Genomic DNA, 19,517 nt, shown 5'->3' on the forward strand with positions numbered 1-19,517 from the left:
TTTCCACATCAATCTTATAGTAAGCACAAAAATTTCAAGAAAATATTGAAAGCGCCTTCATCAAATGTTTGAATCGAAAGAGAAACAACAAAAAATTCTTATGGTAGAAAAGAGGAGATTCAATGAAAGCTGCAGCACTCAACGAAGACCATACGTACCATAAAGCAAAAATTTGGCAGATTGGATTTTTCACACTAAATAACACGGCAACCAATTTGTATATGTTCATTTTAGCGTTTGTCACTTATTACGCTACAGGCATTGTTGGATTGACAGTTGTGGCTGTCAGCACCATTTTGACATTGATGCGCGTATTTGATGGGATAACAGATCCGATTATCGGCTTTATCATCGATAAGACAGAATCAAAATTCGGTAAATTCCGTCCGATGATGGTTATAGGGAATATCATTTTAGCGGGATCCATTTTGATTATGTACAATGTCACGCATCTTTTGCCGGAGTCACTCCAATTGGTATTTTTTATCTTAGTCTATGCAATTTATGTCGTCGGGTATACGATGCAGACAGCTTGTACAAAAGCGGCTCAGACGGTGCTGACGAACGATCCGAAACAACGTCCGCTCTTTGCAGTATTTGACGGTGTCAACAACACGATATTGTTCACCGGTGGACAAGTATTTATAGCCTCCTACTTAGTAATCAAGCACGATGGATTTACAATGGCTTTATTCCATGAGTTGAATACTTATGCCATACTCGCCGGTTTTATATTTACAGTGCTGGCTGTCATAGGCATCGCGAGCAAAGATCAGAAAGAATTTTATGGCCTCGCAGATTTAACAGTACAGACGAAGTTTCGAGATTTTTGGCCGATTTTAAAAGGAAATCGACCGTTGCAAATGCTTATCATTGCAGCTTCCAGTGATAAATTAACGTTAAGCGTCTTGCGCCATGCAGTTGTTGTAGTTATGTTATTTGGAATATTACTGGGGGATTACAGTTTAAGCGGAACGATCTCAATGATTATCATTGTACCGACGCTGCTCATCACTTTTGCGGGAGTATGGTATGCACGCAAAACGGATTTGAAAAAAGCTTTTGTCATATCAACTTGGATCGGTCTCTTAGCGTTTGGGATGTTGGTGGCTTTCCTCTTCACGATTGATCCAACAACAATTTCACTTAGCGATATGGGTCTTGCCACAATCGGTTTTATTGTCTTGTACACATTGGGAATGGGCTTCGGAGCGTTGCCATCTGCCTTAGTTAATCCGATGATTGCCGATATATCCGACTATGAAACATTTAAATCTGGCCGCTATGTGCCGGGGATGATCGGAACACTGTTCTCCTTCGTCGATAAATTGATTTCGTCGCTGGCTCCGGCTCTTGTCGGTTTTGCGGTAGCATTGATCGGCTATAAAGAAACTTTCCCTGAAATTGGGGATACGTTAACAACTTCCTTATATGGAATGACTGTCTTCCTGGCATTTGGAATTCCGGTTCTTGGGTGGATTGCTTCTTTAATCGCAATGAAGTTCTATCATTTGGATAGCAAGAAAATGGCTGAAATCCAGACTTCAATTGCTGAAGCTAAGGAAAAAGCTGAAGAAAAAAGAATGAGTGAACCATCTGCGGAACTAGTAGGTGAAAGTGAAGATATGCTGAACACTATTCTAAATCCGAAGTGAAAACTACTCAGTCCTATCTAGAATGGGGATGTAGTTTTCAGAAAATTAAAGTAATTAACTGTAAAAAATGGATATAAATTAAGGACAAAGCAAAAGCGGTTCTCCCCAAATCAAATTGTGGAGGACCGCTTTTAGTTGCTTACATAGAGTTCACTTTACCGTTAAAATATAAACTAAACGATTATTTAGCTTACGAAGCTCTACGCATTGATTTCATAATAAAGCTTACAATGAACACAAGTATAATTGCACCTATGATAGCTGGGACGATATAGAAATCAGAAACTTTAGGTCCCCAACTTCCTAGAAGCATACCACCAATCCATGCACCAACAATACCTGCGATAATATTACCGATAATTCCACCTGGGACATCTTTACCTAAAATTGCTCCTGCTAGCCAACCGATAACCCCGCCAATTATTAAGAACCAAATAAAACTCATAATTTCCATCTCCTATTTTTTATTTTAACTATTTCGCGATAGTGTTTTATAACCTTTATTGACCTCTTTCAAACATTTATAAGAAAAAAAGTTTTGAAAATTTTAATGGAGATTGTGGATGGTACTCAAGAATTTTTGTGAAATGTCTAGTTTCTCAAAAGAGTTTCCAACAACCGCAGCTGTTGTTCCAGCTGAAAATAAGCCCGTTCTGCTTGCTCAAGTGTGACCAATTCGAAATGAAGAGGCTGTTTTGGGATGAGCTGTGCAACACGGTGCAAATCGGCCGTAATAATTTGTGCGATTTTCGGATAGCCGCCCGCTGTTTGTCGGTCCGCCATCAGCAAAATGGGCTGTCCGCTTGGAGGAAGCTGAATCGTCCCGATAGTAACGGCTTCAGAAAGCAAATTAAACGGTTTTTCCAATGAAATGGCGCTTTGCCCTTCCAGCCGGTAGCCCATGCGGTCGGCTTCAAGTGAAATTGTATAGTGCTGTTCGATGAAGTGTTGTTGCATTTGAGGGCTGAATTCATGCCACTCGGTCCCTTTTAATAGGCGAATAGGTTTTCGCTCATAAAATGGATCTACTTTGATTTGATATGTATGATATGGAATGGTCGATTTTCCATAAGGAATCGAATCACTTGCTTGAAGCGGTCGTCCATGAAAACCACCTAAGCCGGCTTTTAGATAAGTGCTGCGGCTGCCGAGTATTTCATCAACAGAAAAGCCGCCCGCAATACATAAATAGCTTCTTGCACCTTTTCGAATGGCACCGCATTTTAATACATCTCCTCTATTGATGGGAATTACTTTATACATCGGAACCTGGTTATCGTTAACTGTTGCGTGCATTTTCCCGCCTGCCAGTACAATCGCAGTCTTTTTCTCAAACTCATATGAACCACCAAGTAACGTCATTTCAATTGCTGCTTTATTTTGCTGTTTAAGCAGGGCATTGCCGATGCGGAAAGCGACAGCATCCATTGGCACCACTTACAATAACACCGTATTGCTGATAACCGATACGACCTGCATCTTGAACGGTGCTGAACAACCCGGGTTTAATAACGTTTAGCATGAAGTATCCTCCTTAACCTCGACAAAGCGTATGCGGTCACCGGCTCGCAGTAGTGTTGGCGGGTTTTGTTCCGGTAAAAATAATCGTTTCGTCGTACGGCCGATTATTTGCCAGCCTCCTGGTGTTGAAAGTGGGTAAATGCCCGTTTGCTCACCTGCAATACCGACAGAACCGGCCGCAATCTCAAGTCTTGGTGTAGCACGGCGCGGTGTTGCAATGTGTTGATCCATTCCACCTAAAAACGGAAAACCCGGCGCAAAGCCGAGCATGTGGACGAGATATTCCTGGGATGTGTGGATTGCAATCACTTCTGCTGGTGTTAAGCCATTGATGTTCGCAACCTCCTTTAAATCAGGTCCGTATTCACCGCCGTATAGCACGGGAATCTCTATTAACCGACTTTCTTGGGGAACTTCCTTCTGTTGGTGCTCAAGCAAGGTTTTAATATATTGCTGAACCTTTTCAGCACTCGTTGTTGTTTGGGTCTGCTGCAAATATTTCTGCACTGTAAAAGGATCGTAATACACACAGAAGTTTGTATAGCTAGGCACAATTTCGATTAGCCCCGGGAATGGCTGCTCCTGTAAAATTGCAATAGCTTGCTGGATTTGCTGGTGGGTTTGTTCGTTGATCGTCATACTGAACTGAACGAACAGTGCCTTGTCGCTAAGTTGTTTGAATTGCAGTGCCGGCATGAAATGTCACCTCATTATTGGAATGAATCATTATGTATGGCATGATAATAGCATAACATTCAGATAATTCCAAAGTTGGGGGAGACATTATGTTTCGAGTAGATATTAACTGTGATTTAGGAGAAAGCTTTGGGCGCTATAAGCTGGGGGAGCAAGAGGAGATTCTTCGTTATGTTACGTCCGCCAATATCGCGTGCGGATTTCATGCAGGGGACCCGTCAGTCATGCGCGAAACGGTGGAGCTTGCGATTAAGAATAATGTGCAGATCGGTGCCCATCCAGGATTGCCTGATTTAAATGGTTTCGGGCGGCGGGAAATGAATATCTCATGGCAGGAAGCATATGATCTAATTGTTTATCAAATCGGTGCACTGCAAGGGTTTTTGACGGCAAAAGGCGTGATGATGCAGCATGTGAAGCCACATGGAGCACTTTATAATATGGCGGCGGTAAATGAGGAGCTTGCCGATGCCATCGCAAAGGCCGTTTATGATGTATCACCGGAGCTTCTTTTATATGGTTTGGCATCAAGTCAATTAACTGCTGCCGGTGAAAAATACGGCTTACATACAGTCCATGAAGTATTTGCGGACCGTACATATCAGGCGGATGGTACATTAACATCACGCGCTATGCCAAATGCACTTATAACAGACGAAGCAAAGGCGATTGCACAAATTATTGAAATGGTGAAAGAGGGGACAGTAACCTCTGTTCAGCAAACGAAAGTAGCACTGCAGGCACATAGTATTTGTGTGCATGGAGACGGGGAGCATGCGGTGCAATTCGCAAAACGCGCACGTCAGGAACTGGAACAGCAGGGGGTAAAAGTTCAGGCATTTCGAGCGTTTGAGTGAGGTCTAATGGTAAGTGAGGATTAATTGACCTCAAGTGAGGATTAAGTGCAAGCATCTGAGGATTATCCCGATGAAAGTGAGGATTAATTACCCTCAAGTGAGGAATAAGTACAGGCATCTGAGGATTAACGCAAAAAGAGCGGCGATTATAAATCACCACTCTTTTTTAAAGTTACTTTTAATGATACGGTAAAATTTCAGAAACCGTTAAAAATTCATAGCCCTCCTTTTGTAAGTAGGCAAGGACAGGCTCCAGTCCATCTGCTGTAGATTGGTGGATATCATGCATTAACACGATCGCGTTATTATGCAATGCTTTTTTCACCATCGGGAACAGTTTTTCTGAATCGCGGTATTTCCAGTCGAGAGTATCAATCGTCCAGTTGACTGATTTACATGGTATTGCGTTACGAATCTCCTCATTAATCGCCCCATAAGGAGGGCGGAAAACAGTTGAATGTTCGCCGGTTGCATGAATAATCGCTTCCTCTGTGGAATTGTACTCCTTTTCAATTTCAGCAGGAGACATTTTCGTTAAAACAGGATGCGACCACGTATGATTACCGAGTTCATGACCGCTATCAAGCACTTCACGTACTAAGCCCGGATAATATTGCGCGCGGCTTCCAAGCATAAAGAATGTCGCCTTGGCATTATACTTTTCCAGAAGCTCTAAAATCTGTTTCGTTACTTCCGGGTGCGGACCGTCATCAAATGTAAGGGCAATCCGTTTTTTTGATGAGTCCTTATCAGTAGGAATGATCGTACTTTCGGATTGCATCGCTATTTGGAAATCAGATGCTAAAAGTGGGTTGATGAATGATAACGGAATTTCAATTACTGGTACACCTGATTCCGTTTTTGCCACTTCACCTTCATTAAAGTAAATGAATAGGGAGTCATCTTTCAATGCAAAACGTTTAAATAAACGCCATTTTGGCTCGGTAGCGAATGCGAGCTCCTTTTCTAATACATCCTCTTTATAAGCTGGATTTTTAAGCAATTCCGATTGGATATGTGCTGCAAAAGTTTTTAGACTTTCTAAATCCTCATTTAAAAGATCACGAATATCAATCAAATCACCTGTTTCATAATCAATTAGAAACGTTTGAATCGTTGTTTGTTTCTCTTCGGTATTTAAAATCATTTTATTTGTTAAAACAAAGGAGTAATAATGATCATGCTCGAATGTTTCAACAGTTATCGTTAGGTCGCCTGCTAACTTCTTTGAACCCTGCTGCAGGCGCATCATGCTTATGTAATATTGTTTTGATTGTTCTATATAAGTCGTTACCGTGTTATTAAAAGTTTCGTATTCCGTTAGCGGATATTGAACGGTATAGGGCAATCTCTTGTTATCAGAGCGATCTGTAACAATTTTTATTCCCGGGAATTTTGATGCTTCCTCCGTAATGGTATGCTCTTTAGCGGATGTTTTGTCGCTGGGCCGGAAAATTGGATCATCGCTTAAAAAAGTTAAAAAAACGATAATGGCACCTAAAAAGCCGATAGCACCAATAAGAGTTAAATCAATCCAAGGACCACGCCGTTTTCTGTAAGGGTTTGTCATGATGTATCGGGTTCCTTTCTAATTGGGATAATCTATTTCATATTGACCAGAATGAGGGTCATTGTAAACTTTAAGGAAATACGCAGTTCTGTCAGCATAATTTGCACGAAAAAAGACTGTTATTTTCCGATTGCTTCAAGTAATATGAGCTAAGAAGTGGAAGGGGGTCCCTTGAATGAATGCTGAAAATACTGAACTGGCGCTCGACTGCTTTTTGCTCGCTGGTCGTATTATGATTGAAAGCGGTGCTGAAACGTATCGAGTGGAAGATACGATGCTAAGGATGGCCCGTTCTCAAAATATGATGAATGCACAAAGCTATGTTACGCCAACAGGTATTATTTTCTCCCTAGGTAAAACACAGCCTACACAAATTACATCGATTCCAACACGAATTACAGATTTACATCGAATTGTGCTTGTAAACAATGTTTCACGTAAGCTTACATCTCAAATGATAACATTAGAGCAGGCGTATGACGAGTTAAAGAAGATAGAAAAAACAAATTATTTCCTTCCGATTTCCGTTCAAGTTTTGGCGGCATGTTTAGCGAGCAGTGCCTTCTTATTGTTGTTTAATGGAACAATCTCGGATATCCCGGCAGCCTTTGTTGCAGGGGGTGTCGGTCTTTATATTGTGACGATTCTTCATAATATGACCCGCGTAAAATTTTTCTCAGAGTTTTTAGCATCGGTAGGAGTGGGTGCTGTTGCATATCTCGCAGTGCATTTTAATGTTGGTACGGAAATAGACAAAATAATTATCGGTTCGGTCATGCCACTAGTGCCGGGACTGCTCATTACGAATGCAGTCCGCGATTTAATGGCAGGGCATTTCACAGCAGGGATGGCAAAAGGTGCCGAAGCCTTTTTAACAGCGTTTGCTATTGGTTCAGGTATTGCGCTTGTGCTTTCGCTATAAGTTTTTGGATCAATTCGGAGTGCGATCATTCCAAGGTATGATCGATTGGAGGGGAGCGTTCGTTGGTGGAGCATGTTTTAGCTCAAATCGTTATTAGTTTTATTGCGACCGCATGTTTTGGTGTTATTTTTAATGCCCCGATCAAAACAATCCCGGCATGTGGTTTCGTCGGTGCTGTAGGGTGGGCAGTATATTATGTTCTGTTCGAAAGCGGACTGGATGATGTCCGCGCATCCTTTCTTGGAGCATTTGTCGTTTCATTAGTAGCATATTTCTTTGCACGCAAGTTTAGGATGCCGATGATCATATTTAGTGTTTCCGGAATTATTCCGCTTGTACCTGGAGGCATTGCATACAGTACGATGCGCAATGTGATGGAGCTCGACTATATTGCAGGTCTGGAAAATGGCATGCGGGCATTTATGATTTCCGGCGCGATTGCAATGGGACTTGTATTTGCGGAAGTAATGATGCAGATTATTCTGCGTATAATGAGAAAAGGTAGAACTTCGATTCAATCCTTTACAAAAGTGAAAAAGAGAAGCTCGTAAAGCACTGATCATCAGTTGCCTTACGAGCTTTTATTTATCCTAATAAAGAAGAAATTTCTTCTGTAGAACTTGGTTTGCTTACGAAGTACCCTTGGATGACCTCACAGCCGATGCTTGTCAGGATCTGCATTTGTTCTTCTGTTTCCACACCTTCCGCAACGACCGTCAAATTCATTGATTTTCCTAGCTGTACCATACCGTTTACGAGCTGCTGGTTTTTTTCTGATTTCAGCGAGCGAATAAATGTCTGGTCAATTTTTAAAATTGAAATTGGCAGAAGTTGCATATAACGGAACGAGCCGTAACCTGTACCGAAATCGTCTAGCGCAAAGACGATGCCTTCATTTTCAAGTGTCCGCATTTGCTTAATAATTCCTGTTTCAGCTTCAGCTTCCAATGCAAACTTTTCGGTAATTTCGATTTGCAGTAAATTTGCCGGACATCCAGTACGTTCAAGTGTTTCCAAAATAGACTTGGCCATATTTTTATCACGGAACTCGCGCACTGAAGAGTTGATGCTAACTTTGATCGCATGGCCCGCATTTTTCCATAGTACCGCTTGTTCACATGCTTTTTCCAGCATAAACGAACCGATATTATTTATGAGACCTGTCTCTTCCGCGATAGGAATCAGTTCATCCGGTGATACAGCGCCGATTTCTTCATCATCCCAACGGACTAATGCCTCGACAGCTGTGATTTTACCGCTTCTTAAATCAAGTTGAGGCTGGTAGAGAACATGCAGGTTTTTCTGATCTAAAGCAAGCAGTAATCGCTTTTCAACAATTGATCTGCGGTTTAATGCAGCATGTGAAGATTTTGATAATGAGACGATGCTGTCACCGCCCGCACTGCGTACAGAAGCGATCGTAGCCAATGATGCCTTCATTAATTGAGAGAATGTCATTTGATCTTCCGGGAAGCGTGTAATCCCGCCGCTTAATGAAAGTGGGACTGCTACGTTACCGCTGTAGATTGGATTTTGCTGTAAATAATTCAGGAAACCTTGTGTAAACCATTCTGGTAATGGTGTAATTACGACAAATTCACTTTCATTAATACGAGCCATCGTACTATCTTGGAAATACATTTTCATGCGTTTTGTAAATTCTAAGATAAGGGAATTTCCGGCTACGCCATCATGTAAATCCTTAATTGTGTAAAACTTATCAATACTTAAGTAAACGAATGAAAAATGACGCTGTTCTTCAATCATTTCTCCGATAATTTGTTCCAGGCGGTGGACATTCATCATTCCTGTTTCTGTATCGATATATGCGATTTTCTCCAGTTGGAACTGAATCTTTTTCTCTTTTGTAATATTCCGTTCAATCAGCAAATACTCGTTCTTTTCAAATGTTTGGCCCATCATCGGAATCGCCGTTAAATGTACCCAGTAAAGCTGCTCATCCTTTGTCAATTTCTCAACTTCACCTTGCCAAACTTGCCCGTTTTGCAAGGTTTTCCAAATTTCAAGGACCGCTTTTTCGGATTCAGGATTCTGCGGGAATAATTGCCACAATGTTTTCCCGATGACCCGTTTTGGTGTCCAGCGGCTTGCTGTTAAAAATGGCTGATTTGTTTGAGTAATAAAGCCGTCCTGGTCAAGTGTAACGGTCATGAATGATTGGTGGATCCCGTTTTTAAGGTCGACTAAATGCTGCTGTTCTTCATCCATTAAACGAACTTCTTCATTTGGAATACAAAGAACAGAGATCGCTTGCTCATTTGCTAAGACAGTCGGCTTCGTATAAAGTGTGCAAGTTTTGGAAGATTGACCTTTCAGTGAAAGAGGAATGTTGTGCAAACATAACGCTACTGAACTTGTTAAAATTGATTCAATGACATCGTCACCTACTTCTGAAAATAGCGTGTCGTGTATGGACTTTCCGATTAGTTCTTTTGTCTCTTGTGTTGGGTAGTCTAATTGACGGAGATTTCCATGAACGAGTGTACCATTAGGTAAAAGTACAAAAGAAGGAAAAGGGGTATCTAGTAGTGGCTCAGTACTAGTAGAATAGATTTGCTCTTTTGTCATAAGTTAAGTCTCCTTAATTAATTAATTCATATTGCAATTATAATTAAATAACATCGTTTAGTCATTTAAGATGAATTTTTATTTGTAAAAAATAATCATGCATAGGATTATTATACCTTATTATTGGGTAATAAGTAGTTAAATTTATGCACCTTTACTAGAAAAATTGTATCAAGAAGTTGTTTTGTTTTTAATGAAAATATTATTTATGGAAAGATAAATTTGAATGGATTCGTGCGCGAGTATTGCGTTACTTCGATAGCTTTACTAAAATAAAGAAATTATAGTAGTTAGAATTGGAGTAGAAAGAATGAATTTATCGGCAATAACAGTGTCGTTTCCTTTAGATGAAGAAACATATGAAGAAGTACAGAAATTATGTAAAACAGCGGCCGTTTGTGATGGCGTACTATTAAATCAAGTCATGAATTTACCGATAGCGAAAAGCTATGAAATACGGGGATTTTATGTTCTTGTATATGATGATGAAAAGAATTTGCTGGTCGGGGCAGGTACTGCAGTCGATTTGATGGGATTAAATACGTATGAATGGTCGATGATCGTTGCACCAATGTATCGTCAACTTGGAATTGGTACGGCGATATTGAACGTGCTAAAAGAAGGATTGGCGATGCGTGAAAGTGAAGGGGAGCTTGCATTAATCGTGGAAGGCTCGCATTACGGCAAAGAATTTCTTCAAAAGAACGGGTATTTATACAGCTTTTCTGAAGCAACATTGGAAGCCCGTGCAGAAGTTCTGCAAAAAGAGGGACCTGTTACTTTACGCCCGTTTATGCAAAAGGATACGGAAGCACTTGTCTCGGTTTTCAGTGATGCTTTTGGCGATATTCGTGAAGAGTCATTGGAACTGATCGAGTTTAATACAACGACTGAAGGCCTAGTAATGTGGACCGCCGAAATTGATGGTGAAGTCGTAGGCACAGTGACGACCCGCAAAGAAGGAGAAGTACAGTGGATTACAGCATTTGCAGTTTCTCCGAAGAGACAACGCCAAGGGATCGGCACGCAAATATTAAATTTAGTGAAAGATTATGCGCTACGTTCGGGTGACAAGACAATTTTACTTGATGTGGAAGTCGAAAATATGGCAGCCCTTCATGTATACGAAAAAGCCGGCTTTATGAAGTCATCCCAGCTTGATTATTACATTTATATTGGATTGTAAGCCGTGTAGATTCAAGTGCTTACGAAGCAAACGTTCATGATTATATGAACGTTTTTTTTATGCAAAAAAAGTACGGTAATGATTGATTTATTGGTTTTGAAGATCCTTTAAACATTAATCACACAAACAAAATTATAGTGAAATCAGGCAATTACCAAAAGGGGGGATATTTTGAAAGTATTGATTGTTTCAATGTCTACTTTGTTTATCGAAGCATTACAAATAGCGATTCGTGATAAGCGCCCGGCTTGGCAAGTAGATACTTATGCCATTCAAGCTCCTCTTTTTAATCAGGCATTACGGAAAAAGATTAAAGAACAGTGTATTGATGTAGTGGTAATTGAAACAACAAACCAGCATTTTGCGCTGATTATTGAAAGTTTAAAAAAAGTGAAGGGCCCCGAAGTAGACATTATGCTTCTTGTAGATTCAAGAATGGGGGAGGTTTACCATCTATTAAAAGATGAAGAACGCTGGGCAAGTGTGACAAAAAATACAAGGTTGGACGAATTTGTACTACTGATGGAATCGTTTAAGAGTAATATATCAAATTTACTTGAGGTTTCTTTAAAAGAGATGGATAAAAAAATCCTGAGAGATTTAGCGGTTGGTCATACATTTGAGTTCATCCAGCATAAACGGGGGATGTCAGTAGAAGAAATTGATCAATCACTTTATCGGATTAATACCTATTTTAAAGTACCGAATTATATCGAGTCGATCAGTAAGGCATTTGAACAGAAAATCATTACGTAGTTAAACATAAAAGGAGGCAGTAAAATGAAAAATATTTTAAGAACTGTAGTTGGAGTTGTTATTGGAGTCGTCGTTATTTCTATTATAAAAATGTTCAGCTAAGAGAGGAACGGTGCAAATGACCTTTATAATAAAAAATTTAAATAAAAGCTTTGGCAATAAAAAAGCAGTGAACAATATTTCCATTCAATTAGAAGAAGGACAAATCCTTGGTATGTTAGGCAGAAATGGTGCAGGAAAAACAACAACCATACGTATGATGCTAGAGCTGATTCCTAAGGATAGTGGTCAAATTTTATGGAAAGGAAAGCCTTTCTCTAAGAAAAACCTAAAAATAGGTTACTTGCCAGAAGAACGTGGACTTTATGCCAAAATGAATGTTTTAGATCAAATTATTTACTTTGGCATGTTGGAAGGTATGAACAAAAAAGATGCTAAAAGAGAGGCACTAAAATGGTTGGAAAAACTTGAAATTTCTTATGCGGCCAAGAAGCGTACCGAACAATTATCGAAAGGGAACCAGCAAAAAGTACAATTAATTACGGCGATTATACATGACCCGAATTTTATCATTTTAGATGAGCCGTTCAGCGGATTAGACCCGGTTAATTCAGATATGTTGAAAAGCGTTGTAAAAGAATTGATTGCTAAAAAGAAAACGATTATTTTTTGCAGCCATCAAATGGAACAGGTTGAATCGTTCTGTAGCCAGATCTGCATTTTAAAGGACGGGAACCTGATAGTTTCTGACCAATTAGCGAATGTAAAGAATTCTTATGACTACCGCTACTTGGAGCTGGAAACAGCAGCCCCCAACTTGAGGGACTACTTAACGCAAAAACAATATGATTTCACACAGGAAAACAATCGTTACAAATTACGCATCCCGCGTACCGAAAAGATATACCAGCTTATTCAGGAATTTGGTGAGAAATTCGAACTGCAGGGGGTTTCATTAAAAGAGCCGAGCTTGCATGAAATCTTTATTGAACGGACAGGAGGGGATGTCATTGCGTAATTTCAGTATTGTATTCAGCACAGTTTTTAAAGAAGCGGTTAAAACAAAAGCATACTTATATATTACGGTTGGGCTCTTGGCATTGAGTGTACTGCTCTTTGCCTCCCCGGCGATTATCAATAGCTTCACGAAGGACAGTTCGGAAGAGACGTATAAAATCGTGAATCATACATCTTTAGAATTGTCCGAACAAGAGCTAGCTGGAGTCACTGGAAGCTGGAAGATTGTAGACGATGCAAGGATAGAGAGCTTAAAAGAAGAGATTAAAGCGGAGGAACTGACAGGCTTCTTCGTATTGGAAAATCAAGCGGACATGATGCATCTGAATATCTATATGTCAAAAGTGAATAATGAACTGCTAATCTCGTTAGAATCATATCTCGAACAAAAGAGAGTGGCGTCTATTGTCGCTGCCCAATCAATTGACCCGACTGTCGTTCAAGCGTTGAACGCGCCAATGCAGAGCAGTTTTGAATCATTATATGAAGCAGAGCCGAATGCCTTACTTATTGTATATGGGTTGATCGCTATTATGTTTTTAGCCATTTCAACATACGGCAATAATGTTGCAACGGCAATTGCTTCTGAAAAATCTTCCCGTGTTATGGAAGTCATGATTACAAAGGTAGCACCAGTACCTATGATGTACGGCAAAATTTTGGGCATTGGTCTAGCAAGCTTAGCACAATTATTCATCTTTATCGGCGGCCTCTTATTATGGGCAAACTTGGGTATCTTTGAGATTCCTGCAGGGTCGTTTGTACAGACTGTAATAGAGACAATTACGTGGGGGACAGCCGCATATATCCTCATTTTCTTTATCATTGGGTACTTCATCTATGCGACTTTATTTGCAATTGTTGGATCGATGGTAAGTCGTCCGGATGATTTATCAAGCGCAACAATGCCAATTGTAATTTTATTGATGGCGAGTTTGACAGTAGAAATATTATTTGTCATGGATTATCCGGAAGGCACTTTGACAAAAGTAACATCGTACATTCCATTTACAGCACCAATGAGTGTACTGATCCGTATTGTCTATAATACGATTGCCCCGGGAGAGATCGTTATTTCATTGGTGGTTATGATTTTATTTATTGGCTTATTTGCCGCTATAGCTGCGAAAATATATCCGAAAGGTATTCTAAAATCAGATAGTTTAACATTTAAACAATTAATTCAATTTAAATAATAGCTGTTCCAATATTTCATAACGTTTTAAGAGTTTTCTCAAACGCTAAAATAGCTTTTGGGAAGACTTTTTAATTTCATCAATTAGTATATAATGGATATACAGTAAATTTATAACGGAGTGTAAATGAGTGGACGGACTAACTATTGAAGTGATCATAATTTTTCTTGTTCAATATTTGATGCTACTATTTTTTAACACATATGTATTAGACTTGTCATGGTCAAAAAAGCAATTACTAACAATTGTATTAATTATATTTTTACCAACTTCTATATTGTTTCAATTTATTGGTGCTGTATCGATTTTATACTATTTAGCTATTTTGACATGGATGATTTATCGGAAAACCCAAGTAGTTATCCATATTTTCCATGCGTTAGCAGCCCTTATTTGTTTAGTTATTACGGATAATATTTCAAGTGTAGTGACTTTCCATCTGCTTGGTGGAATAGGCAATGGAAAACTGACTTTTTTCAGCCATATATCATTATTCATCCTATTGGGCATTCTTTTTGCTTTCTGTTATAAACGCATTGCAAATTTGATTAATCAATGGGTATTCCACCGTTATATCTCCTATATTCTCGTGTTCCTTGGTGTTGTTGCAATAGTGTTTATGTATATCAATATTATGAAAATTGATCATGAGAATTTTAATGAGAGCGTCCAGGATAATTTGGTAATGTTTTTAATTTACTTAGCATTACTGACAATCAGTATTTTTACCATTGTCTTTCTAGCGATTAAACAATTCAAAATGGAGCAACGAGAACACGAAATAAATAACTTCGAATCCTATGTTGCGTCACTAGAACAAATTAATCAGGATATGCGCAAATTTAAACATGATTACGTCAATATTTTATCTTCTTTACGTACATTTATTGATGATAAAAACTATGATGGTCTCCATACATACTTTTACGACCACATATTAGAAGCGAGTCAACAGGAACAGTTAAATCAGCACTCGATGATGGTATTAAATAACCTGAAAATCAATAGTTTAAAAGGGTTATTAACGACAAAGATTTTACAAGCTCAAACCCACCAAGTTCCGTTTCATATTGAGGTTGTGGAAGAAATCACTGAAATACCGGTAGATCCAATTATTTTAAACCGTATGGTAGGGATTTTGCTGGACAATGCAATCGAAGCAGCACGAGAAACTGAAGATGGAGAAGTACGTGCAGCCTTTATTCATATGAAAGATGCGATTTTATTAGTCGTAACTAACAAATTTGATGAATCAGAAAATATAAAAGTACATGAAATTTACCAAGAAGGCTTTTCAACAAAGGGAGAAAATCGAGGCCTAGGCTTAGCTAATTTACGTCAAATGAAAAACAATTTACAAAATGTTAGTTTAAACACAAAAATTAGCCCGCCTTATTTTATTCAGGAAATGGAGTTTAAAAAGGGGTAGATTAGATGAATATAGTTATTTGTGAAGATGATCGAATTCAATTGGACAGAACCAAAGTAATAATTGAGAACTTCGCCATGATAGAAGATAACGGTATGAAAGTAGTACTTGCAACTACTAATCCACATGATGTTTTATCCTTTTTAGAAAACGAAAAGGCAGATTGTTATTTTTTGGATATAGATTTAAAAGACGAAATTACTGGAATTACATTAGGAAGTAAAATTCGGGAAGAGGATCCTATTGCCAACCTAGTGTATATTACAACACATGCAGAAATGAGCTTTCTTACGTTTATTTATAAACTAGCAGCACTGGATTTTATTATTAAAGACAATTCGGATACGTTAAAGGAAAAGATACTATCCACTTTAAAAGAAGCTCATCGACGCTATTTAAAATTAGGCGAACAAGAAAGCATTCAAAAACTGCAAATCAAAACTACGGGACGCACTTATAATATTGATTTCCAAAATATTTACTTTTTCGAAGCATCTTCGGATTCGCATAAAGTGATATTGCATTTGGAAAATGAATATATTGAATTTTACGGTCGTTTAAAAAATTATGAAGGGCTACATCCCGATCTTTACCGCTGCCATAAATCTTTTATTGTGAATAAAAGTAAGATAACAAACATTGATTCCAAAGAAAGATCTATTACACTGAATAATGGTGAAATTTGCTATGCATCCGCAAGGCTGATTAAAGAATTGGTAAGGTAAAGGCACTTATAACCGCTATATTAAAAGTAAAGCACCAATCGCATTGAATGACTGCGATTGGTGCTTTTAAGTTAATACCTCGTTCACTTCATTAAAAAAGCCTCTTTCGAAGGGCCAATCAAATAAAGCTCATGCATGGCACGGGTTAAGGCTACATATAGCAGTTTCCGGTCAAGAGGGTTGTCATCATACGGTGTGTCAAATGACGTAAGAATAACCGCATCAAACTCTAACCCTTTTGCCAAGTGACTTGGGATGACGAGAAGTTTTTGCTGATCAATTGCTGAATTCTCATCGAGTAACTGAGCAGGGACATCGGAGTTTTCAAGCTGTCCGATTAACTGAACGGCTTCATGTGTTGTCTTGCAAATAAGCGCAATGGATTGATGCTGATTGTCGCGGATTTTTACAAGCACTTCTTGAATAATATCGGGATCAAACTCTTCCGCGACGATAAATTCAGGCTCTTTTCCATGACGGACAACAGGTTCAACAAGAGGTAAATCCTCATCCATCTGCATCAGGATTTCATTGGCAACATCCATAATTTCAATTGTTGTTCGGTAGCTTTTTTGAAGTGTTGCATACGTTGCGCGCGGGAAAAGAGAAAGTACAGGCTGCCACTCTGTCAGGGACCGGTAGCTATGGATTCCTTGAGCGAGATCGCCAACCATTGTAAACATATCCGTTTCAAGGCCCGCTTTTAGTGCAGCAAGCTGAAAATAGCTGTAATCCTGTACTTCATCGATAAACACGACGCGCATTTTCCACTTCTCATCAATACCTTTGATCTTTGCCTGCAAAAAGTAAAGGGCAGCCAAATCCTCCAGTACCCAACGTTCTTTCTGATGTGCTTTTATAAAATGCGCCACTTCTTCCAACGGCCATTCAGGTGCAACTTCACCTAATAACTCACGATTCGTCAAAAGCTCACGGTACATCTGTTTCACTTTTACTTTCTGGAATTTTTTCATATAGACTGTTGCAACGGATTTTGCTTCCTGTCTAATTTTTGGAACGCGGGCATCCCGTTCATCAATCAGTTTTGTTACTGTACGACGGCGTTTCTCTGCGTCGCGCATGCCATTTAGCGCACGGCCAATTGCATCTTCATAGCGCGTATTCAATGTCGTGAGCACAGCTGCGGTTTTCCGCTTTACCTCTGTTTGAATAACCTTTTTAATACGTTCAAGCCGCTTTTCTACAGGCATATAATGAAATTCTACCAAAAACAGCTTTCGTAAATGCTCGCCTTTCATAATGCGGTATTTTTCAATGAATACATCATCAAACAATGCTGCAAGTTGCTGTTCATAGTGCTCGATATAGCGGTTCATCATGAGCTCGTAAAATGGACTGCCTTTTGTTTTCGAAATCATGGCATACTCTTGCTGTACGGAAGGGTTTGCGATGAGCTGCTCGAGTTGTTCATTCGGATTTTGAAGTTTTAATTTTAGGTTCAGTGCATCAAGTACATATTGTGCATATGTTGTCTGGCAAATTTTATCGACGCCAAGCTCCGGTAATACATCAGCAATATAATCGATAAATAACCGGTTTGGTGCAAGAATCATCAACTGTTCTGGATTGAAATGCTCGCCCATCGTATAAAGGAAATACGAAATCCGGTGGAGGGCAATTGTTGTTTTACCTGAACCTGCCGCACCTTGTACAAGAATCGGCTGGCGCAGATGTGCACGAATAATTTCATTTTGTTCTTTTTGGATAGTGGAGACAATTTCCGTTAACCGGACATCGGCTTTTCCTTCGAGTGCTTCCTGGAGGAGCTCATCATTTGTTGTTAAATCGACGTCCCGATAATTGATCAGCTCGCCGTTTTCAATTTTATATTGGCGCTTGGCAAACAAATGACCGGAATGTGTTTCATCCCGGACATCATAAGAAATATCACCAAGTCGGCCATCGTAATAAACGTTTGCGACAGGGGAGCGCCAGTCAACGATAATCGGTTCATGGGTCTCACTATGGAAAAGTGAAGTCTTTCCGATATAAAGAAACTCCTCATTTTCGTTTTCACGTTGGAAATGGATTCGTGCAAAATACGGTTTTTGCCGAATCGCTTCCAACCCTTCTTTTTGATTACGGGCAAGCTCGAAAAAACGTGTATTCATTAAAATATTCAGGAAGCTGTCACTGGAGTCCAAATATTCCACATTGGCCATCGCAGTACGGATATTTTCCTGTGCCGTTTCAATATCTTTTTTCGAGCTATTTAAAATCTGGTCCATATAATGGATTGTTTCGTGCAGACGCTGTTGTTCCTGCTTAAAATCTTGAGCTGTCATTAAATTTTCCCCCCTAACGTGTTACCACTTTGCAACATGTTCTTCAATGCAGCCAAGCATTTGCTGGATATGCAGTGTTTTGCCATCGTCGAGCTGAATAAATCCATCGTAATAACCGACCATCTGATGAACAGAGGAAACGATGAGTTTCGCATTCGTTTCTGCTACACGTTCAAAAAATGGTGTGAAAGTTAGGTTGACGCGTCCGCTGAATTTCGTTTTGATCGTCCACGGATGCATGAAATTGGTGCGATCATAGTGAAACAGAACATCTTCATGAATTTTCATCATTTGACCGTCGATAAAAATGGCATTTTCGGTCATGCCTGTTCCATCTGTCCATTTACCGCCAAAATTTAAACCAATCCGCTGACCACGAACGCGCTGCGATGCCATGCCCCAGTTCCATGTTGCTTCCCGAGGCCATACACCACGTCCGTAATCGAGTACAGCAAAGCTTTCTTCCGGTGTGAACGTAAAGGTGCGGTTCCCGATTTTTACCGTTCCCGAAGTTGGCAACGTATGATGTTTTGCCGTGAATTGGAATGTCCGGCGATTCCATGGAATGACTACATTAAGGGAGTCATCGTCTTTCGGGTGTGCAATTGTGAGCTCTGCATGCAAAGGATCACCGTCAAAATCAGGCGCGGTTACTGTTAAATGGGTCTCGCGGTTGAAGTATGTAAGTTGAATGGACATTTCAGAATTTTTATATTGTATTGTTTCCAGCACTTGTGTCGGCATTTTTACTTTTGCCCCAAGCGGAATTAAAATTGTTTTTTCAAAGTAACGTTGTGTCTCATATTCGAGGAAATAAACAAAGCATACAGCCGCATAATCCATATGACTGATTGTCGCGGAAAATAAAATCTCCTCCCCATATACACACCAGTAATTCCATTTTTTCTTGCGCATAAAATGCCCTGACAAATTACTGTCGATAATAGGTCTACGTGCAAAACCGATTGCTTCCGGATTTAAGTTACCTTTTTTATCGCAAAGGGCTATCGGAAGAAAAATTTCCCTTTCTGCATGTTGTGTCATCATAATTCCCCCTAACCGTTTCATAATTTCAATAAAATAATTGTATCA

Annotated in this window: 18 protein-coding genes; 10 read left to right on the top strand and 8 right to left on the bottom strand. The window is 39.5% G+C overall.

Annotated features, from left to right (window positions below; all coding sequences use genetic code 11):
- The first annotated feature begins 122 nt into the window (after positions 1-122).
- Positions 123-1,655 carry an MFS transporter gene (locus ACQKN3_RS12755; protein ID WP_427711940.1) on the top strand — a complete coding sequence of 511 codons (1,533 nt, stop codon included), beginning with the start codon at positions 123-125 and terminating at the stop codon, positions 1,653-1,655.
- Positions 1,656-1,845: 190 nt separating this feature from the next.
- Here the strand turns inward: ACQKN3_RS12755 and ACQKN3_RS12760 are convergent, their stop codons facing one another.
- From ACQKN3_RS12760 to pxpB, 4 genes are all read right to left on the bottom strand, one after another.
- Positions 1,846-2,100: a GlsB/YeaQ/YmgE family stress response membrane protein gene (locus tag ACQKN3_RS12760; protein ID WP_251690617.1), complete on the bottom strand. Its 255-nt coding sequence runs from the start codon at positions 2,098-2,100 to the stop codon at positions 1,846-1,848.
- A gap of 146 nt (positions 2,101-2,246) precedes the next feature.
- Complete coding sequence (locus ACQKN3_RS12765) at positions 2,247-3,083, bottom strand: biotin-dependent carboxyltransferase family protein (RefSeq protein WP_427711943.1); 837 nt, start codon at positions 3,081-3,083, stop codon at positions 2,247-2,249.
- Positions 3,043-3,177 (bottom strand): hypothetical protein, encoded by a 135-nt coding sequence (locus ACQKN3_RS12770; protein ID WP_427711945.1) that lies wholly within the window; start codon positions 3,175-3,177, stop codon positions 3,043-3,045. The genes ACQKN3_RS12765 and ACQKN3_RS12770 overlap by 41 nt, the downstream gene beginning before the upstream one ends.
- Positions 3,171-3,872 (bottom strand): 5-oxoprolinase subunit PxpB, encoded by a 702-nt coding sequence (pxpB, locus tag ACQKN3_RS12775; protein WP_427711947.1) that lies wholly within the window; start codon positions 3,870-3,872, stop codon positions 3,171-3,173. Before pxpB ends, ACQKN3_RS12770 begins: the two co-directional genes overlap by 7 nt.
- 89 nt (positions 3,873-3,961) lie before the next feature.
- Between pxpB and pxpA the strand changes: the two genes are divergently transcribed.
- On the top strand, positions 3,962-4,729 hold the full coding sequence (pxpA, locus tag ACQKN3_RS12780) for a 5-oxoprolinase subunit PxpA (protein WP_427711949.1): 768 nt from the start codon (positions 3,962-3,964) through the stop codon (positions 4,727-4,729).
- A 178-nt stretch (positions 4,730-4,907) separates the two neighbouring features.
- Here the strand turns inward: pxpA and ACQKN3_RS12785 are convergent, their stop codons facing one another.
- Positions 4,908-6,299, bottom strand: a complete 1,392-nt coding sequence (locus ACQKN3_RS12785; RefSeq protein WP_427711951.1) for a polysaccharide deacetylase family protein — start codon at positions 6,297-6,299, stop codon at positions 4,908-4,910.
- Between the two features lie 175 nt (positions 6,300-6,474).
- Between ACQKN3_RS12785 and ACQKN3_RS12790 the strand changes: the two genes are divergently transcribed.
- Both ACQKN3_RS12790 and ACQKN3_RS12795 read left to right on the top strand, forming a co-directional pair.
- The gene (locus ACQKN3_RS12790) at positions 6,475-7,221 is read left to right on the top strand and encodes a threonine/serine exporter family protein (RefSeq protein WP_251690622.1); all 747 of its coding nucleotides are present in this window, start codon (positions 6,475-6,477) and stop codon (positions 7,219-7,221) included.
- A gap of 65 nt (positions 7,222-7,286) precedes the next feature.
- On the top strand, positions 7,287-7,772 hold the full coding sequence (locus ACQKN3_RS12795; RefSeq protein WP_079523805.1) for a threonine/serine exporter family protein: 486 nt from the start codon (positions 7,287-7,289) through the stop codon (positions 7,770-7,772).
- Positions 7,773-7,806: 34 nt separating this feature from the next.
- Here the strand turns inward: ACQKN3_RS12795 and ACQKN3_RS12800 are convergent, their stop codons facing one another.
- Positions 7,807-9,810 (bottom strand): sensor domain-containing protein, encoded by a 2,004-nt coding sequence (locus ACQKN3_RS12800; protein ID WP_427711953.1) that lies wholly within the window; start codon positions 9,808-9,810, stop codon positions 7,807-7,809.
- A gap of 310 nt (positions 9,811-10,120) precedes the next feature.
- Here ACQKN3_RS12800 and ACQKN3_RS12805 point away from each other — a divergent pair, with 310 nt between their 5' ends.
- The 6 genes from ACQKN3_RS12805 (at position 10,121) to ACQKN3_RS12830 (ending at position 16,119) form a co-directional block, all read left to right on the top strand.
- Positions 10,121-10,996, top strand: coding sequence for a GNAT family N-acetyltransferase (locus tag ACQKN3_RS12805; RefSeq protein ID WP_427711955.1), 876 nt, complete (start codon positions 10,121-10,123; stop codon positions 10,994-10,996).
- Between the two features lie 171 nt (positions 10,997-11,167).
- Entirely contained in the window at positions 11,168-11,752 is a 585-nt protein-coding gene (locus tag ACQKN3_RS12810; RefSeq protein WP_427711957.1) for a glycosidase, read from the top strand.
- 118 nt (positions 11,753-11,870) lie between these two features.
- Positions 11,871-12,770: an ABC transporter ATP-binding protein gene (locus ACQKN3_RS12815; RefSeq protein WP_427711959.1), complete on the top strand. Its 900-nt coding sequence runs from the start codon at positions 11,871-11,873 to the stop codon at positions 12,768-12,770.
- A complete protein-coding gene (locus ACQKN3_RS12820; protein ID WP_427712023.1) occupies positions 12,757-13,965 on the top strand; it encodes an ABC transporter permease in 1,209 nt (402 codons plus the stop codon). The genes ACQKN3_RS12815 and ACQKN3_RS12820 overlap by 14 nt, the downstream gene beginning before the upstream one ends.
- 130 nt (positions 13,966-14,095) lie before the next feature.
- Positions 14,096-15,394 (top strand): GHKL domain-containing protein, encoded by a 1,299-nt coding sequence (locus ACQKN3_RS12825; protein WP_427711961.1) that lies wholly within the window; start codon positions 14,096-14,098, stop codon positions 15,392-15,394.
- A gap of 5 nt (positions 15,395-15,399) precedes the next feature.
- Positions 15,400-16,119: a LytR/AlgR family response regulator transcription factor gene (locus tag ACQKN3_RS12830; RefSeq protein WP_427711963.1), complete on the top strand. Its 720-nt coding sequence runs from the start codon at positions 15,400-15,402 to the stop codon at positions 16,117-16,119.
- An 83-nt stretch (positions 16,120-16,202) separates the two neighbouring features.
- Here ACQKN3_RS12830 and helD read toward each other — a convergent pair whose 3' ends face one another.
- Positions 16,203-18,425 carry an RNA polymerase recycling motor HelD gene (helD, locus tag ACQKN3_RS12835; RefSeq protein ID WP_427711965.1) on the bottom strand — a complete coding sequence of 741 codons (2,223 nt, stop codon included), beginning with the start codon at positions 18,423-18,425 and terminating at the stop codon, positions 16,203-16,205.
- Positions 18,426-18,446: 21 nt separating this feature from the next.
- Complete coding sequence (locus tag ACQKN3_RS12840; protein ID WP_251690626.1) at positions 18,447-19,469, bottom strand: DUF2804 domain-containing protein; 1,023 nt, start codon at positions 19,467-19,469, stop codon at positions 18,447-18,449.
- Positions 19,470-19,517 lie beyond the last annotated feature (48 nt).

Source organism: Solibacillus sp. NPDC093137, from assembly GCF_050280445.1.
In the GTDB taxonomy this organism is placed as follows: domain Bacteria; phylum Bacillota; class Bacilli; order Bacillales_A; family Planococcaceae; genus Solibacillus; species Solibacillus isronensis_B.